16 protein-coding genes are annotated in these 13,741 nt (G+C 69.4%); 10 read left to right on the forward strand and 6 right to left on the reverse strand.

The annotated features are described in order from the left end of the window. Positions 1 to 24: 24 nt before the first annotated feature. Positions 25 to 801 carry a succinate dehydrogenase iron-sulfur subunit gene (locus tag J2850_RS21555; RefSeq protein ID WP_209986112.1) on the forward strand — a complete coding sequence of 259 codons (777 nt, stop codon included), beginning with the start codon at positions 25 to 27 and terminating at the stop codon, positions 799 to 801. Between the two features lie 65 nt (positions 802 to 866). On the opposite strand, the gene J2850_RS21560 is transcribed toward J2850_RS21555, so the two are convergent. After that, a complete protein-coding gene (locus J2850_RS21560) occupies positions 867 to 1,076 on the reverse strand; it encodes a hypothetical protein (protein WP_209986116.1) in 210 nt (69 codons plus the stop codon). Positions 1,077 to 1,306: 230 nt separating this feature from the next. Between J2850_RS21560 and J2850_RS21565 the strand changes: the two genes are divergently transcribed. Continuing rightward, entirely contained in the window at positions 1,307 to 2,155 is an 849-nt protein-coding gene (locus J2850_RS21565; protein ID WP_246513330.1) for a branched-chain amino acid aminotransferase, read from the forward strand. On the opposite strand, the gene J2850_RS21570 is transcribed toward J2850_RS21565, so the two are convergent. Together J2850_RS21570 and J2850_RS21575 are read right to left on the reverse strand one after the other, a co-directional pair. Then, a complete protein-coding gene (locus tag J2850_RS21570; RefSeq protein ID WP_209986120.1) occupies positions 2,131 to 2,436 on the reverse strand; it encodes a hypothetical protein in 306 nt (101 codons plus the stop codon). The two genes, J2850_RS21565 and J2850_RS21570, sit on opposite strands and share 25 nt — an antisense overlap. A 167-nt stretch (positions 2,437 to 2,603) precedes the next feature. Next, positions 2,604 to 3,236, reverse strand: coding sequence for a S24 family peptidase (locus tag J2850_RS21575; protein ID WP_209986124.1), 633 nt, complete (start codon positions 3,234 to 3,236; stop codon positions 2,604 to 2,606). 154 nt (positions 3,237 to 3,390) lie between these two features. Here J2850_RS21575 and J2850_RS21580 point away from each other — a divergent pair, with 154 nt between their 5' ends. From J2850_RS21580 to J2850_RS21605, 6 genes are all read left to right on the forward strand, one after another. After that, positions 3,391 to 3,798 (forward strand): hypothetical protein, encoded by a 408-nt coding sequence (locus tag J2850_RS21580; protein WP_209986127.1) that lies wholly within the window; start codon positions 3,391 to 3,393, stop codon positions 3,796 to 3,798. Beyond that, positions 3,795 to 4,217, forward strand: a complete 423-nt coding sequence (locus J2850_RS21585) for a hypothetical protein (RefSeq protein WP_209986130.1) — start codon at positions 3,795 to 3,797, stop codon at positions 4,215 to 4,217. Before J2850_RS21580 ends, J2850_RS21585 begins: the two co-directional genes overlap by 4 nt. Before the next feature lie 92 nt (positions 4,218 to 4,309). Further along, a complete protein-coding gene (locus J2850_RS21590; protein WP_246513332.1) occupies positions 4,310 to 5,830 on the forward strand; it encodes a portal protein in 1,521 nt (506 codons plus the stop codon). Further along, on the forward strand, positions 5,823 to 6,164 hold the full coding sequence (locus J2850_RS21595; RefSeq protein WP_246513334.1) for a Bbp19 family protein: 342 nt from the start codon (positions 5,823 to 5,825) through the stop codon (positions 6,162 to 6,164). Before J2850_RS21590 ends, J2850_RS21595 begins: the two co-directional genes overlap by 8 nt. Before the next feature lie 37 nt (positions 6,165 to 6,201). Then, the gene (locus J2850_RS21600) at positions 6,202 to 7,128 is read left to right on the forward strand and encodes a capsid assembly protein (protein WP_246513336.1); all 927 of its coding nucleotides are present in this window, start codon (positions 6,202 to 6,204) and stop codon (positions 7,126 to 7,128) included. 230 nt (positions 7,129 to 7,358) lie between these two features. Further along, the gene (locus tag J2850_RS21605) at positions 7,359 to 9,791 is read left to right on the forward strand and encodes an EAL domain-containing protein (RefSeq protein WP_209986132.1); all 2,433 of its coding nucleotides are present in this window, start codon (positions 7,359 to 7,361) and stop codon (positions 9,789 to 9,791) included. Here J2850_RS21605 and J2850_RS21610 read toward each other — a convergent pair. Both J2850_RS21610 and J2850_RS21615 read right to left on the reverse strand, forming a co-directional pair. Next, positions 9,775 to 10,320, reverse strand: a complete 546-nt coding sequence (locus J2850_RS21610; RefSeq protein ID WP_209986134.1) for a metallophosphoesterase family protein — start codon at positions 10,318 to 10,320, stop codon at positions 9,775 to 9,777. The genes J2850_RS21605 and J2850_RS21610 overlap by 17 nt on opposite strands. A gap of 73 nt (positions 10,321 to 10,393) precedes the next feature. Next, positions 10,394 to 10,630, reverse strand: a complete 237-nt coding sequence (locus J2850_RS21615; RefSeq protein WP_209986137.1) for a DUF4170 domain-containing protein — start codon at positions 10,628 to 10,630, stop codon at positions 10,394 to 10,396. A 256-nt stretch (positions 10,631 to 10,886) separates the two neighbouring features. Here J2850_RS21615 and J2850_RS21620 point away from each other — a divergent pair, with 256 nt between their 5' ends. Together J2850_RS21620 and J2850_RS21625 are read left to right on the forward strand one after the other, a co-directional pair. Beyond that, positions 10,887 to 11,585, forward strand: a complete 699-nt coding sequence (locus J2850_RS21620) for a cytochrome b/b6 domain-containing protein (protein ID WP_209986139.1) — start codon at positions 10,887 to 10,889, stop codon at positions 11,583 to 11,585. Between the two features lie 238 nt (positions 11,586 to 11,823). Beyond that, on the forward strand, positions 11,824 to 12,930 hold the full coding sequence (locus tag J2850_RS21625; protein ID WP_209986142.1) for a cytochrome-c peroxidase: 1,107 nt from the start codon (positions 11,824 to 11,826) through the stop codon (positions 12,928 to 12,930). Positions 12,931 to 13,016: 86 nt separating this feature from the next. On the opposite strand, the gene J2850_RS21630 is transcribed toward J2850_RS21625, so the two are convergent. Beyond that, the gene (locus J2850_RS21630) at positions 13,017 to 13,454 is read right to left on the reverse strand and encodes a c-type cytochrome (protein ID WP_209986145.1); all 438 of its coding nucleotides are present in this window, start codon (positions 13,452 to 13,454) and stop codon (positions 13,017 to 13,019) included. Between the last annotated feature and the right edge of the window lie 287 nt (positions 13,455 to 13,741).

The following is a 13,741-nucleotide window of genomic DNA, read 5'->3' on the forward strand; positions in this document are numbered from 1 at the left end:
CCCGCCGGATAAAGGAAATCAGCCATGGTTGAATTCAACCTGCCAGCCAACTCCAAGGTCGGCGTCGGCAAGACCGTCAACGTCGCGAACGGCGCCAAGCGGGCCAAGACCTTCAAGATCTACCGCTGGAACCCGGACGACGGCCAGAACCCGCGCGTCGACAGCTATGTCGTCGACCTCGACAAGTTCGGGCCGATGATCCTCGACGCCATCATCTACATCAAGAACCAGGTCGACAGCACCCTGACCTTCCGGCGCTCCTGCCGCGAGGGCATCTGCGGGTCGTGCGCGATGAACATCGACGGCACGAACACGCTGGCCTGCCTGAAGGCGATCGAGGACGTGCCGGGCGACGTCAAGATCTACCCGCTGCCGCACATGCCGGTGGTGAAGGATCTCGTCCCCGACCTGAAGCACATCTACGCCCAGCTCGCCTCGATCAAGCCGTGGCTGCAGACCCAGTCGCCGGCCCCGAGCCGCGAGCGGCTGCAGTCGCCGGAGGACCGCGCCAAGCTGGACGGCCTCTACGAGTGCATCCTGTGCTTCTGCTGCTCGACCTCCTGCCCCAGCTATTGGTGGAACGGCGACCGCTACCTCGGCCCGTCGATCCTGCTCCAGGCCTACCGCTGGATCGCCGACAGCCGCGACGAGATGACGGGCGAGCGCCTCGACAACCTCGAGGACCCGTTCCGCCTCTACCGCTGCCACACCATCATGAACTGCACCAAGGCGTGCCCGAAGGGGCTGAACCCCGCCAAGGCCATTGCCGAGATCAAGAAGCTGATGGTCGTGCGCCGCTGATCGCGGACGGCGTCTGCGACAAGGAAAAGGCGCTCCCCCGGGAGCGCCTTTTTTGTTGGCGGGCCTCAGACGAAGTCCGGGTCGGTCGGCCGCGACGGCGGCAGGTCGTTGCCGGGGACCGGACTGTCGGTGGTGCCGGGACCGCCGGGATCGGGCAGGTCCGGGTTGTCGGTGCCCGGCAGGTCGACGACCGGAACATCCTCGTGCGGGCCGGGGAACGGGCCAGAGGACAGGGCGGGCGGGGCGGCGCTGAGACCGGGGGCGGTGATCGGCATGGGATGCTGTCCCTCTGTTGGTTGGCCGTGGTCGTATGCTCCCCTGTAACAACGGCCGAGTCCGCAATCCGCTCCATCGCACGGGACGATTGCATGCGGACCGGTTGACCGGCGGCGGGGAGGGGGTATGCTCTTCGGGAGATCACCAACGACGACGAACCACGAATGGGCGGTGCCGGCCGGCGGCGCCCAGCGTATGGACACATTTTCTTTCTAGGGAAGGACCAATCATGGGCGGCATGGCAGGCCAGGCGTGGAGTTGGATCCAGGGCGAATGGGTGGAGGGCAATCCCCCGATCGTCGGACCGCTGTCCCACACGCTGTGGCTCTCTTCGACGATCTTCGACGGCGCCCGTGCCTTTCAGGGTGTCGCCCCCGATCTCGACCTCCATTGCGCCCGCGCCATCCGGTCCGCCCAGGTCATGGGGCTGGAGCCGATGGTCACCGCCGGCGAGATCGAGGAGCTGTGCTGGGACGGCATCCGCCGCTTCCCCAAGGAAGCCGAGCTTTACATCCGCCCGATGTTCTATGCGGAGGACGGCTTCGTCTCGCCGGCGCCCGAGAGCACCCGCTTCGTGCTGTCGATCTACGAGGATCCGCTGCCGCCGCCGAGCGGCTTCGCCGCCTGCCTCTCCTCGCGCCGCCGCCCCATCCCGAGCATGGCGCCGACCGAGGCCAAGGCCGCCTGCCTCTATCCGAATGCGGGGCTGGCGCTGGTCGAGGCGCGCAAGCGCGGTTTCCAGAACGCCATCATGCTGGACGCCATCGGCAACGTGGCGGAGTTCGCGACCTCCAACATCTTCATCGCCAAGGACGGCGTGGTGCGCACGCCGGTGCCGAACGGCTGCTTCCTGAACGGCATCACCCGCCAGCGCATTATCGCTCTGCTGCGCAACGACGGCGCCACCGTCGAGGAATGCACGCTCACCCCGCAGGACCTGCTGGATGCGGACGAGGTCTTCTCCACCGGCAACCACGCCAAATGCGTTCCGGTCACCAGGGTGGAGGATCGCAGCTTCGCGCCCGGCCCCGTCTTCCAGCGGGCGCGGGCGCTCTATTGGGAATACGCGTTCCGCTGATCGCGGCAGGCGACCGCCGCCGAACGGTGGTGGGCCAGCGTGGCTGCCAGACGGGCCAGCCACGCGTCGGTCCGGCAGGCGGCGGCGGTCAGGCTGTTCCGCCGCCTGGCTGCGGCAAGACGGGCCTGGGCGGCCAGCGTCCCGTGCAGGTCTAGCGCCGCGGCCTGCCGCTGTGCGTTGGCACGTCCTGTCCCACCGAGCAGCGCGGCACGCAGCGCCGGAGCCGGCGGAGGGCCGTCATGGTCACGGTAGAGGATGTCGAGACAGGTGCCTGCGTCCATGGCTGGATGCTAGCGCCTGCCTGGATGGCATGTAAAGGTAAATTTTCCTAGGACGGCGCGCCCGAAAGGGAGGAGAAAGCACCTTCGGCCAGGAGCGGGACGGGCGCCGGAGGCCGGCGGGACGGTCCCGTCTTTTCGGCTGGCCGGGGCGCCTCGGTCAGCCCCGTTTACTGGCTTGCCCAGATGATCCGCGCCATCCAGGCGACGTCCGCCAGCGGGATGCTGCGGTCGGGGTGGGAGCGGTTGATCGACAGCAGCTCGATCTTGGTGGCCGTCTCGCGGATCAACTGCTTGGCCATCACCTCGCCGCCGCGGGTACGGACGACGACGCGGTCGTTGCGGCGGATCTGCGCGGCGGGAGAGACGATGATGGTATCACCGTCACGATAGACCGGCTCCATGCTGTCGCCGGAGATTTCCAGGGCGTAGGCGTGCGGGTCGCCCAGGCTGGGAAACAGCAGTTCGTCCCAGCCGCTGCCGGCCGGAAAGCCGGCATCGTCGAAATAGCCGGCGGCGCCGGCCTGGGCGTAGCCGATCACCGGCACCCGCTGGAGCGGCGAGGTGCCCGCCCCGTCGCCGACAAGGCTGACGAATTCCGACAGGGAGGCGCCGGTCGCGTCGAGCACCTTGGAGATGCTTTCCGTCGACGGCCAGCGCAGTTTGCCGTCGCTGGTCGTGCGCTTGCTCTTGTTGAAGGTGGTCGGATCCAGCCCGGCGCGCCGCGCCAGCCCGGAGGCGGAGAGCCCGTGCTGCGCCGCGAGGCGGTCGATGGCACGCCAGATGTCCGTGTGTTTCAGCATGGGACGATAATCTCATAATCCGGACATCCGGTCCCTAGGAACTTTTTCATAAACTTGTTGACGGGCCAGGCGCAAGAAGAACATAACGCAAACGCGACGCGGGTGCCGCCCTGCTTCCGCTTTCAAAAAATTCCTGTTCCGCGAGGAGACCAGCATGCTGAGTCCGGCCCCTGCCGCACGCCCGTCCGCCGGGCAATCCCACCGCGCTCCGCCGTCCGTCGACGGCCCCTTCGCGGCGGAAGGCCGGCCCTTCGACGGGGCGGAGGAGGCCTGGGTGTGGGCGGTGCAGGCGCAGGATGCCAAGGCGGCCGGCGCGCGCGTTTCCGCCGGCCGGGGACTGGTCGAGCGGCCCTGCGAACCGCAGGACATCCTGCGCGTGGTCGACCGCCTGTACCGCATGCGCCGGCTGCTGCGCGACCATCTCCATGTCCTCGTGCATTACGGGCGGCGCCAAGCCGCTCCCGATGCCGACCGGTTCCGTGAGCAGCGCGCGCATGTCCTGTGGCGCGAGGCCTTCGACCTGATCGGTCCCGCTTTGCGCGAGAAGGGGATCGTCCGGTGACGGCCGCCCCGCCGGCCGTCTGGGTCGTCTACCGCGGCGAGGCGCCGCTGTGGTGGCTGCGCCTGCTGAAACCCGGCTTCCGCCACTGCCTGGCGCTGCTCAACGACGGGCGGCGGTGGGTGGCGGTCGACCCGTTGGCGGGCTTCACCGAGGTGACGGTGCTCGACCTGCCGGCGGATTTCGACCTGCCGGGCTGGTACCGCGCCCGCGGCCTGACGGTGGACGCCGCACCGCCGCGCCGCCCGGCCGGTTCCGCGCCCTGGGGACCCTTCACCTGCGTCGAGGCGGTAAAGCGCCTGATCGGCCTGCGGGCGCCCCGGGTCCTGACGCCGTGGCAGCTTCACCGTCATCTTGCCCGGCTCGGTGCGGCACCGTCCCCCTTGCCCGACCCCCGGCCCGTTCCCCCGCCTGGAGCCTGAAGATGCCCGCCTCGACGCGCATAGTGCCACCCGTGGAGCCGCCGAGCGGCGATCCGGATCCTCGCCGGAGGCCGGATCGCCGGACGCCGGACATGGCGGAACCCGAAGCCCTGCTGGAGCGCTACCGCGCCGCCCGCGCCCGCCGCGCCGTGTGGGAAGGCCATTGGCAGGACTGCTACGATCACGCGCTGCCCAATGGACTGCCGTTTCGCGGCGGCGGCACCCCCGGCGAGCGCCGTGTCGACCGGCTGTTCGACGGCACCGCCCCCGACGCGGTGGAGCAACTCGCCGCCAGCCTGCTGTCAGAGCTGACGCCGCCCTGGTCGCGCTGGTTCGGCTTCCAGCCCGGCCCGGCCCTGGCGGGGACCGAGCGCGACCGCATCGCTCCGATGCTCGACCGTGCCGCCGGCGTCGTCCAGTCGCATTTCGACCGGTCCAACTTCGCGGTGGAGATCCATCAGGCATTCCTCGACCTCGTCACCGTCGGCACCGCCAGCCTGCTGATGGAGGAGGCGTCCCCCGGTTCACCGTCGAGCCTGCGCTTCACCGCGGTGCCGCTGGCCGAGGCGGTGCTTGAGGAGGGGCCGGACGGCCGCCTCGACGGCACCTTCCGCCGCAGCGACGCCACCCTGGCCCAGATCCTCCGGCGCTTTCCCGGCGCCGAGCTGCCGGAGGAGGTGCGCGCCCGGACCGGCGAGGAGCCCGACCGCCGCTTCACCCTCGTCGAGGCGGTGCTCCCCGACGATGCCGCCTACCGCTGGGGCGTGGTGCTGGACAGCGGGCTGGCCGCGCCGTCCTGGCTGGCGCAGGGGCGCTTCGCCCAGTCGCCCTTCGTCAATTTCCGCTGGCTGAAGGCTCCCGGCGAGACTTACGGGCGCTCCCCGGTGATGAAGGCGCTCCCCGACATCAAGACCGCCAACAAGGTGGTGGAGCTGGTGCTGAAGAACGCCTCCATCGCCGTGACCGGCATCTGGCAGGCGGAAGACGACGGGGTTCTGAACCCGGCGACCATCCGGCTGGTGCCGGGCACCATCATCCCCAAGGCGATGGGATCGGCCGGACTGACGCCGTTGGCCAACCCCGGCCGGTTCGACGTGTCGCAACTGGTGCTGGACGACCTGCGCGGGCGCATCCGCCATGCCCTGATGGTCGACCGCCTGGGGCCGGTGGACTCCGCCCGGATGACCGCGACCGAGGTGCTGGAGCGCTCGGTCGAGATGGCGCGGCTGCTCGGCGCCACCTACGGCCGCCTGCAGGCGGAGCTGATGACGCCGCTGCTGTTGCGGGCCGTCTCCATCCTGCGCAGGCGCGGCGAGATCCCGGACATCACCGTGGATGGACGGCTGGTCGAGCTGCAGCACCGGTCCCCGCTCGCCCAGGCGCAGGCGCAGCGCGACGTCCAGGCGACCCTGCGCTGGCTCGACGGCGTCAGGGCGCTGGGGACCGAGGCCACTGCCGCGGTGGATGCCGCCGCCACCGCCCGCTGGCTCGGCGAGGCTTTCAACGTGCCCGCCAAGCTGATGCGCGCCGGGGCGGCGATGCCGCCTCGGGCGCCGGACCTCGCCACCACCTCCGATCCCGTAGCCGTGCCCGCGGCGGTGCCGCATGGCTGACCGTGATCATTCTGACAGCGATCATCCGGGCCATGATCATCCGGGCCGCGACCGTCCGGATGGCGGTGGCCGGGAGCGGGCGGGTTGGGAATGGCTGGAGGCGGAGGCCGCCGGTTCGCGCGCCGCAATCGCGGGCGGCAACGACCCCGCCCCCAGCTTTGCCCGCTGTTTCGCCGGGCCGGATGGCGGCCGGGTGCTGGCGGTGCTGCGGACGATGACGCTCGACCGCGCCCTCGGCCCGGACGCTCCGGACGCCACGTTGCGCCACCTCGAAGGCCAGCGCCAATTGGTCGCCACCATCCTGGCGCTGGTCGCGCGGGGACGCGCGGGGTGACCGCCGGCCTCTTCCCTTTCCTTACCTGCAGGAGGTCATGATGCCTGATGTTCTTCCGACCGCAGCCGTCCAACCCCGCCTTGCCCAAACCCGTCCCGTCCAGTCCCTGACCGTGCCGCCCCCCGGCGACGGCGTCCCGTCCGACCCGGTGCGGCTGCCGGTGCCGGAGAAGTTCCGCGATCCCAGGACCGGCGCCCTGCGCGTCGAGGCGCTGCTGAAATCCTATCTGGAACTGGAGCGGCGCCTGTCGTCCCAAGCCCCGGCCTCCGCCGGACCGGAGCCCGCAGGCCAAAACCGGTCCGACCCGACGCTGCCCGGCCCGGCCGTGCCCGAAGCGGCCATGCCCGACCCGGCCGTCCACGACCCGGCCGCCCACGATTTGGACCGGTCCGATCCGGCCGGGCTTCGTCAGGTGGCGGGGGTGCCGGAGTTGCCGGACGGCTATCTCATCGCCTGCGACCATGGCCTGTTCGACCCCGATCCCGAGATCAACCGCCGCCTGTTCGAGGCCGGCTATACCCCGCCGCAGGCGCAGCTTTTGTACGACCTCGCGGCCGAGCGGATGGTTCCGCTGGTCCAGCGCTTCGCCGCGGAGGTCCAGGCGGACCTCCAGGCCGAGATGCGGGCGGAACGCGAGGTCGAGCGGCTGGTCTCCCGCTTCGGCGGCGAGGAGCGCTGGCGGGAGGTGTCGCGGCAGATCCTGGCCTGGGCCGGCAATCGCCTTCCGGCGGCCGTGGTGGAAGGACTGGCCACCACCTATGATGGTGTGATGGCGCTCCATGCGATGATGGCAGGCAGCGAACCCCTGGCTCTTTCGACGGTCGGGGATCGCGCCGGCTCCGCCGACGGGGAGGCCGAGCTGCGCACGCTGATGCGCGACCCGCGCTACTGGAGGGAGCGGGATCCCGCCGTGATCGCCCGGGTGACCCAGGGCTTCCAGCGCCTCTATCCCGGCCAGGGCTGATCCCGGCCGGCGGCCCGTCTTCCGCTCCGGGCGGACGGGCCGCCGCAGGCGGGAGCGCCTGAGGCAACGCGCCACAGCTTGTCGCGATCGTGCTTCGTATAGGTTGAACGACCCTCCGCTGTACGTGTATATAAAAAATCCATTGCACATTTGAAACAAAGACCCCAGTTTCCTGCCGTACCACGAGCCGTCCGTTAAGCGAACGGGCAGAAAAGCGACGCCAGGCCCTGATGACGCTGCGCCGCAAGATACGCTGGCTGACCTGGATCGGCCTGATCGGCTGCCTGATGGCGGCGATCCCCGCGCTCTACCTGCTGCGGCAGGGCATGATCGCCGAGCGGACGCAAATGGCGGCTGCCCTGGTGGACGGCGCCCTGGGCATCCTGGCGGACCTCGACCGCTCGGTGGCATCGGGCGAGATCACGGGCGAGGAGGCGCGCGACCGGGCAAGACTGGCATTGCGGGCGCTGTCCGGCGGTCCCATCCGCCTCGCGGTCCATGCCGAGGGCGGCATTCCTCCCGCCTGGCCGGGACCCGACCGCGCGGTGACCGTGCAGGGGCGGTTCGAGCCCTGGGGCTGGATGATCGGCGCGGCCGGCGGCATCGGCGACCTCGACCGCGAATTCCTGGTGGAGGCGTCGGGGTTCCTGCTGTTCCTGGGCGTGCTCCTGGTGCTGAGCTGGCCGGTGTCCCGCTTCCTGTCGCAGCATGTCGTCGGCCCGTTGGAAGGGCTGGCGGCACGGGTGCGCCTGCTGACGGAGGGCGGAACCGACATCGACATTCCCGGCTGCGAGCGACGCGACGAATTCGGTGCGATGGCTCGCGCCATGGAGCTCTTCCGCCGCGCCGCCATCGCGCTGATCGAGCGGGACGAGCGGCTTGCCGGCATCATGAACAATGTCAGCGAGGCAATTCTCCTGGTCGATCCCCACGGCCGGATCGAGGAGCACAATCCGGCGGCCGAGGCGCTGTTCGGCGTGCCCGCCGGGGCGCTCGACCGCCAGGCGCTGTCGGGCCTGTTCATCGTTTCCGACCGCCCGCGGGTCGACGCGCTGCTGGCCGGCCTCGCCGGGCAGGCGGCATCCGAGGCGGAGGATGGGCGGCAGCCGGTCCGGATCGCCGCACTGGGGATTGAGCGCCAGGGGGACGGCGCGCCCGAGCGCATCGACGCCTCGCTCACCATTTCACCGCTGGTCGTGCAGGGAAGACGGGGCTTCGTCTGCGCGCTCGCCGACGTCACCGAACGGCTGCGGCATGAGCGGGAACTGACGCGGCTGGCCACCCGCGACCGGCTGACCGGCCTGCCCAACCGGGCGATGGTCGAATCGATGCTGGAAGCGGCGGTCGACGGCAGCCGCCGCCACGGGCGGCGCTTTGCCGTCCTCTGCCTGGACCTGTCGCGCTTCAAGCTGATCACCGATACGCTGGGCCATCAGGCCGGCGACGCGCTGCTGCAGGAGGTGGCGCGGCGGATCGTTGCCGCGGTTGGCGCCGCAGTCGGCGACGCGGCCGGGGTGGCCGGGGCGGCCGGGAAGGATGCCGGCGCCGCCGATCTGGTGGGCCGCATCGGTGCCGACGATTTCGCCGTCGTCCTGGAGGAGATCGCCGACGCCGCCGACGCCGCGGCGGTCGCCGTCCGCATCCTGGATGCGTTCGATGCGCCGGTGACCCTTTCGGGCTGCGAGCACTATGTGCGTCCGGCCGTCGGGATTGCCGTTTATCCGGACCATCTGGCCGCCTCGGACGCCGCGGCGGATGCCGCAGGCGATGCGGGCAGCCCGCTGGTGCTGCTGCGCGCCGCCGAAACGGCGCTCTATGCCGCCAAGCGGATGGGAGGGCGTCGGCACGCCTTCTTCCGGCCCGAACTTGCCGAGCAGGCGCGGCGCCATCTGGCGCTCGACGGCGATTTGCGCGCGGCGCTGGCGCTGAAGCAGTTCCGCCTGCACTACCAGCCCAAGGTGTCGCTGATCGACTTCTCCCTGGAAGGGTTCGAGGCGCTGCTGCGCTGGGAAGCCGTCGGCAAGGGCATGATCCCGCCCGGCGAATTCATCCCGGTGGCGGAGGAGACCGGCTTCATCGTGCCGCTCGGCGACTGGGTGCTCGACGAGGCGTGCCGCCAGATGCGCGAATGGCTCGATGCCGGGATGGCGCCGGTGCCGGTCGCCGTCAACATCTCGCCCAAGCACCTGCGCAACCGCAGCGCCGAGGATTTCCGCCGCATCATCGACCGTCACGACCTGCCTCCCGGCCTGATCGAGCTGGAGATCACCGAGGGCGCGGTGATGCAGGATCTCGACCATGCGCTGACCGTGCTGGCGGCCCTGAAGGCAATGGGGATCCGGGTGGCGGTGGACGATTTCGGCACCGGACATTCGTCCCTCAGCTACCTGAAGCGTCTGCCGGTCACCACGCTGAAGATCGACCGCTCCTTCATCAACGGCGTCCCTCAGGAACGGGAGGATGCCGGCATCGTCTCCACCATCATCGCGATGGCGGACATGCTGGGACTGCACGTCGTGGCGGAGGGTGTTGAGAAGACCGAGCAGGCCAATTTCCTGCGGCACCACAACTGCAACCAGGTCCAAGGCTGGCTGACCGGCCGGCCGATGCCGGCCGATGCCGCCAGCGGCCTGCTGAAGGAGCGGCTCAGGGAGCCGGCTTGAAGGGCGCGACGGCGGGATCGGCCGGCTTGCGCCGCATCCGTTGTGCCGTCAGGTCCGCCAGCGTGACGGGGCGGAAGTTCCAGACATCGACGCCGACATCGACCTGCCGCGGTTGCGGCTTCAACTGGCCGTGGCTGTGGCCATGCAGGTTCAGCGCCTTGCGGTGCATGCCGTTCCACGTCCGGAAGGCGTAGTGGCACAGCACCAGGTCGGTGCCGTCCAGCGACAGCTCCGCGTAATGCTGCACGCTCGCCCAGCCGGGCAGGGCGAGCGTCGCCGGACCGTCGTTGTTGCCGGCGACCAGATGCTTGGTGCCGTTCAGCCGGCCGAGCAGGGCGGCCATGGCGTCGGGTTTCATGTGGAGCGCGAAGTCGCCGAGGTGCCAGACCTCGTCGCCGGGGGCGACGGTGGCGTTCCAGTTCGCCTCCATCGCCTCATCCATGGCGGCCGTCGATTCGAAGGGGCGGCGGAAGCGCCCGCGGGCGCCGCCATGGCCGAAATGGGTGTCGCTGGTGAAGTAGACGGTCATCGCCCGGACAACGCCGGCGTGCCGGCCGGTGTTCCCGCCGGCACGCCGCCCGTCAAGGCCGGGAGCCCCGTGCTCAGTGCTTGTGGTCGCCGGCCGCCGGGTCGAGGAACCGGTGCAGGTGCACGATGTAGTAGCGGGTATGGGCGTCGTCGATCGTCTGGCCGGTCGCGCCGCGCCATGCCTTGTAGGCTTCCTCGTAGTTCGGGAAGATGCCGACGATGTGCAGCTTCGACGGATCGACGAACTGGTCGCTGTCCGGACGCACGAGTTCGCCGCCGAACACGAGGTGGAGGAGCTGTTTGTCGGGCATGAGGCTGGGTCCTTGTTGGCCGGATATGGTGAAGCCGGGATGATGGAGATGTGAGGGTTGCCGTTGCGCCGGACAACCGGCTGATGCTTCGCATTCTCATATCCGTGGCCCACCTGCCGCATCAAGCCTGTTGACTCTCACCTCGGCCTTTGCCACCACCAGCCCCGGTATTTTCAGGATCGCAGCAAAGAATCCGGCCGCTTTGTTGCAGACGACATGTGACCCAACCAGGGCCGAACACTGCGAGGATCGAGCGATGGCAAGTGGTCATACCGCGACTCGGGAGAAACACGCACGCGAGCTGCGGGTATGGGACCTGCCGACCCGCCTCTTTCATTGGGCATTGGTCGCCGCGGTGGCTGTCGCGATTCTATCGGCCGAGCTGGATATGCTTTCCATCCATATGTTGGCCGGAGAAACAGTTCTCGTGCTCGTGCTGTTCCGGCTCGTGTGGGGGGTGGTGGGCAGCCAGACCGCCCGCTTCGCCGACTTCGTGCGCGGGCCGCGGACCGTCCTCGACTATCTGAGGCGCTCCTCCGTCGGCGGCGAGGCTGCCTTCACCCTCGGCCACAACCCGCTGGGCGCCATGATGGTGGTCGTCCTGCTGCTGGTATTGCTGGTCCAGGCAGGCAGCGGCCTGTTCACCAGCGACGATATCCTGGTCGACGGCCCGCTGGTGCCGCTGGTCTCCGGAGCGGTGGTGTCGACGCTCAGCACGCTGCACCGGACGCTCGCCAACGGCATCTTCGTGCTGGTCGGGCTGCATGTCGCCGCCGTGTTCTTCTATCTGCTGGTCAAGAGGGACAACCTCATCCGGCCGATGGTGACCGGCCGCAAGAGGGTGCCGTCCCGGTTCGCAGCACCGGAGCCCCGCCGGGCCCCGGCGATGCTGGCGCTGGCCATCCTGGCGGCGTCCGCCGGTCTGGTGTTCCTGGTGCTGCGCGCCGCCGCCTGATCCGATCCGCCGGCGTCGGCGCAAGGCCGCCGCCAGCATATGCTATTGGTTGTGTGCGACAACGCGTCGTCTGGGCACCGATGCCGGCTTGTCTAGAATGACTCCAGATTGATCCGCAGCAAACCGCGACAAACCGCAACAACCAATGATGCCGGCCCGATTTCCGGGATCGATCGGCCATGCCCTGTCGAAACGACAGGTTGTGGAAGACATCGGCCGCGCCGGAGGATCGCCATCCATGCACGCGCAAACCAGACACCGCCCGGCCGCAGCGCTGAAAAGCCTGCTGGCCGCCACCGCCACCGCCCTCGGGCTCCTTGCCGCGACGGCCGGAACGTCGGTCGCGGCCGATCCGCCCGCCGCTGCCGGCGACGCCCTGATGACCCGCGCGCGTGAACTGTTCAAGCCGCTGCCGGTCACCCTGCCGGTGGTCCGCAACAATGCCGTCACGCGCGAGAAGATCGATCTCGGCAAGATGCTGTTCTTCGATCCGCGGCTCTCGGCCAGCGGCATCTTCTCATGCAACAGTTGCCACAATCTCGGGCTCGGCGGCGTCGACGGGCTGGAAACGTCCGTCGGCCACGGCTGGCAGAAGGGGCCGCGCAACGCGCCGACCGTGCTGAACGCGGTCCTGAACGTCGCGCAGTTCTGGGACGGCCGGGCCGAAGACCTGAAGGCACAGGCGAAGGGGCCGATCCAGGCCGGGGTGGAGATGAACAGCACGCCCGACCGGGTGATGGCGGTGCTGAACAGCATTCCCGACTACAAGGCCAAGTTCGCCACGGCCTTCCCCAATGAAAAGAACCCCGTCACCTTCGATAACGTCGCCATGGCGATCGAGGCGTTCGAGGCGACGCTGACCACCCCCGCCTCCCCCTTCGACCAGTTCCTGGAAGGCAATGCCGAGGCGATGTCCGCCCCGCAGAAGGCCGGGCTGGAGCTGTTCATCGACAAGGGCTGCTCCGGCTGCCACAACGGCGTCAATGTCGGTGGCCATGATTACTTCCCCTTCGGCGTGGTGACCAAGCCGGGGGCCGAGATCCTGCCGCCGGGCGACAAGGGTCGCTTCGCCGTCACCAAGACCGCCGACGATGAATATGTCTTCCGCGCACCCACCCTGCGCAACGTCACGCTGACGGCTCCCTACTTCCATTCGGGCAAGGTGTGGGATCTGCGCCAGGCGGTGGCGGTGATGGGGTCGAGCCAGCTTGGCGCCACCCTGACCGACGAGGAGATCGACAAGATCACCGCGTTCCTGACGGCACTGACCGGTCAGCAGCCGCGCGTCGACTATCCGCTGCTGCCAGCCAGCACGCCGGCCACGCCGCAGCCCGTGTTCAAGTAGGACCCGGCCCGGCTTGCGGGCCACACAAGAAAAAAGGCCCGTCCCCACAGTGGGGGGACGGGCCTTTCTTTCGGCGGCGCCGCCGCTTATTCGGAACGGTAGCGCTGGTGGCAGGCCTTGCAACTGTCGGCCATGGCACCGAACGCCTTGGCCGTCGCGGCCTTGTCACCCGACGCCGCGGCGACCTTCAAGGCCTGTGCGGATGCCTGAAGCCCCTCGGCCTTGGCGGTGAAGTCCGGGAAATTGGCCCAGATCACCTCCTTGGCCGCCGTCTTGCCCTTGTCCGAGCCCGGCGGGAACAGGCTGGGGATTTTGGCGGCGAAGGCGTCGATGCGGTCGGCCACCGGACCGACGGCGGCCAGATCGCCCGCGCCGATGGCGTCCTTGATCTCGCCCATCGCCTTCTTGTAGTCCTCGAACCCGGCCTTGCGGGTCTGGATGACGTCCTGGGCCAGGGCGGCACCGCCGGTCAACATCAGCGCGGCCGAGGCCGCCAGCACGATACGGGAAAACAAGGTTCTCATCCCTTCCTGAATTTGATCCCCCGCCGGACCTTACACACTCCCGCGCTCAAGCTGTCAAGCGAAGCGGCCCCATGGGAGCCGCCATGCCATGGCGTTGATTCCCAAGCCAAACGAAGGTCCTGCGGCGGATCCGCCTGCGGGCGCCGACGGCCTTTTCGCGGCATGTCCCGCAGCGCTGCCGCGCCGGCGGCGTATGGGGCGCCGCGAGGCCGCCACAGGGCGGAAAATCCGTGGAAGCGGACGGTTTCGCCGGGCCGACCGGCCTTGCAACCATGGTGGAGCGGAAG

This window comes from Azospirillum picis, assembly GCF_017876115.1.
Classification (GTDB): Bacteria; Pseudomonadota; Alphaproteobacteria; order Azospirillales; family Azospirillaceae; genus Azospirillum; species Azospirillum picis.

What these genes read in the sequence shown, in the direction of transcription:
- J2850_RS21630 (WP_209986145.1), bottom strand. Translation starts at nt 13,454, where the DNA reads ATGAGAACCTTGTTTTCCCGTATCGTGCTGGCGGCCTCGGCCGCGCTG.
- J2850_RS21615 (WP_209986137.1), bottom strand. Translation starts at nt 10,630, where the DNA reads ATGCCCGACAAACAGCTCCTCCACCTCGTGTTCGGCGGCGAACTCGTG.
- J2850_RS21620 (WP_209986139.1), top strand. Translation starts at nt 10,887, where the DNA reads ATGGCAAGTGGTCATACCGCGACTCGGGAGAAACACGCACGCGAGCTG.
- J2850_RS21575 (WP_209986124.1), bottom strand. Translation starts at nt 3,236, where the DNA reads ATGCTGAAACACACGGACATCTGGCGTGCCATCGACCGCCTCGCGGCG.
- J2850_RS21605 (WP_209986132.1), top strand. Translation starts at nt 7,359, where the DNA reads ATGACGCTGCGCCGCAAGATACGCTGGCTGACCTGGATCGGCCTGATC.
- J2850_RS21590 (WP_246513332.1), top strand. Translation starts at nt 4,310, where the DNA reads ATGGCGGAACCCGAAGCCCTGCTGGAGCGCTACCGCGCCGCCCGCGCC.
- J2850_RS21580 (WP_209986127.1), top strand. Translation starts at nt 3,391, where the DNA reads ATGCTGAGTCCGGCCCCTGCCGCACGCCCGTCCGCCGGGCAATCCCAC.
- J2850_RS21625 (WP_209986142.1), top strand. Translation starts at nt 11,824, where the DNA reads ATGCACGCGCAAACCAGACACCGCCCGGCCGCAGCGCTGAAAAGCCTG.
- J2850_RS21595 (WP_246513334.1), top strand. Translation starts at nt 5,823, where the DNA reads ATGGCTGACCGTGATCATTCTGACAGCGATCATCCGGGCCATGATCAT.
- J2850_RS21555 (WP_209986112.1), top strand. Translation starts at nt 25, where the DNA reads ATGGTTGAATTCAACCTGCCAGCCAACTCCAAGGTCGGCGTCGGCAAG.
- J2850_RS21565 (WP_246513330.1), top strand. Translation starts at nt 1,307, where the DNA reads ATGGGCGGCATGGCAGGCCAGGCGTGGAGTTGGATCCAGGGCGAATGG.
- J2850_RS21600 (WP_246513336.1), top strand. Translation starts at nt 6,202, where the DNA reads ATGATGCCTGATGTTCTTCCGACCGCAGCCGTCCAACCCCGCCTTGCC.
- J2850_RS21570 (WP_209986120.1), bottom strand. Translation starts at nt 2,436, where the DNA reads ATGGACGCAGGCACCTGTCTCGACATCCTCTACCGTGACCATGACGGC.
- J2850_RS21610 (WP_209986134.1), bottom strand. Translation starts at nt 10,320, where the DNA reads ATGACCGTCTACTTCACCAGCGACACCCATTTCGGCCATGGCGGCGCC.
- J2850_RS21560 (WP_209986116.1), bottom strand. Translation starts at nt 1,076, where the DNA reads ATGCCGATCACCGCCCCCGGTCTCAGCGCCGCCCCGCCCGCCCTGTCC.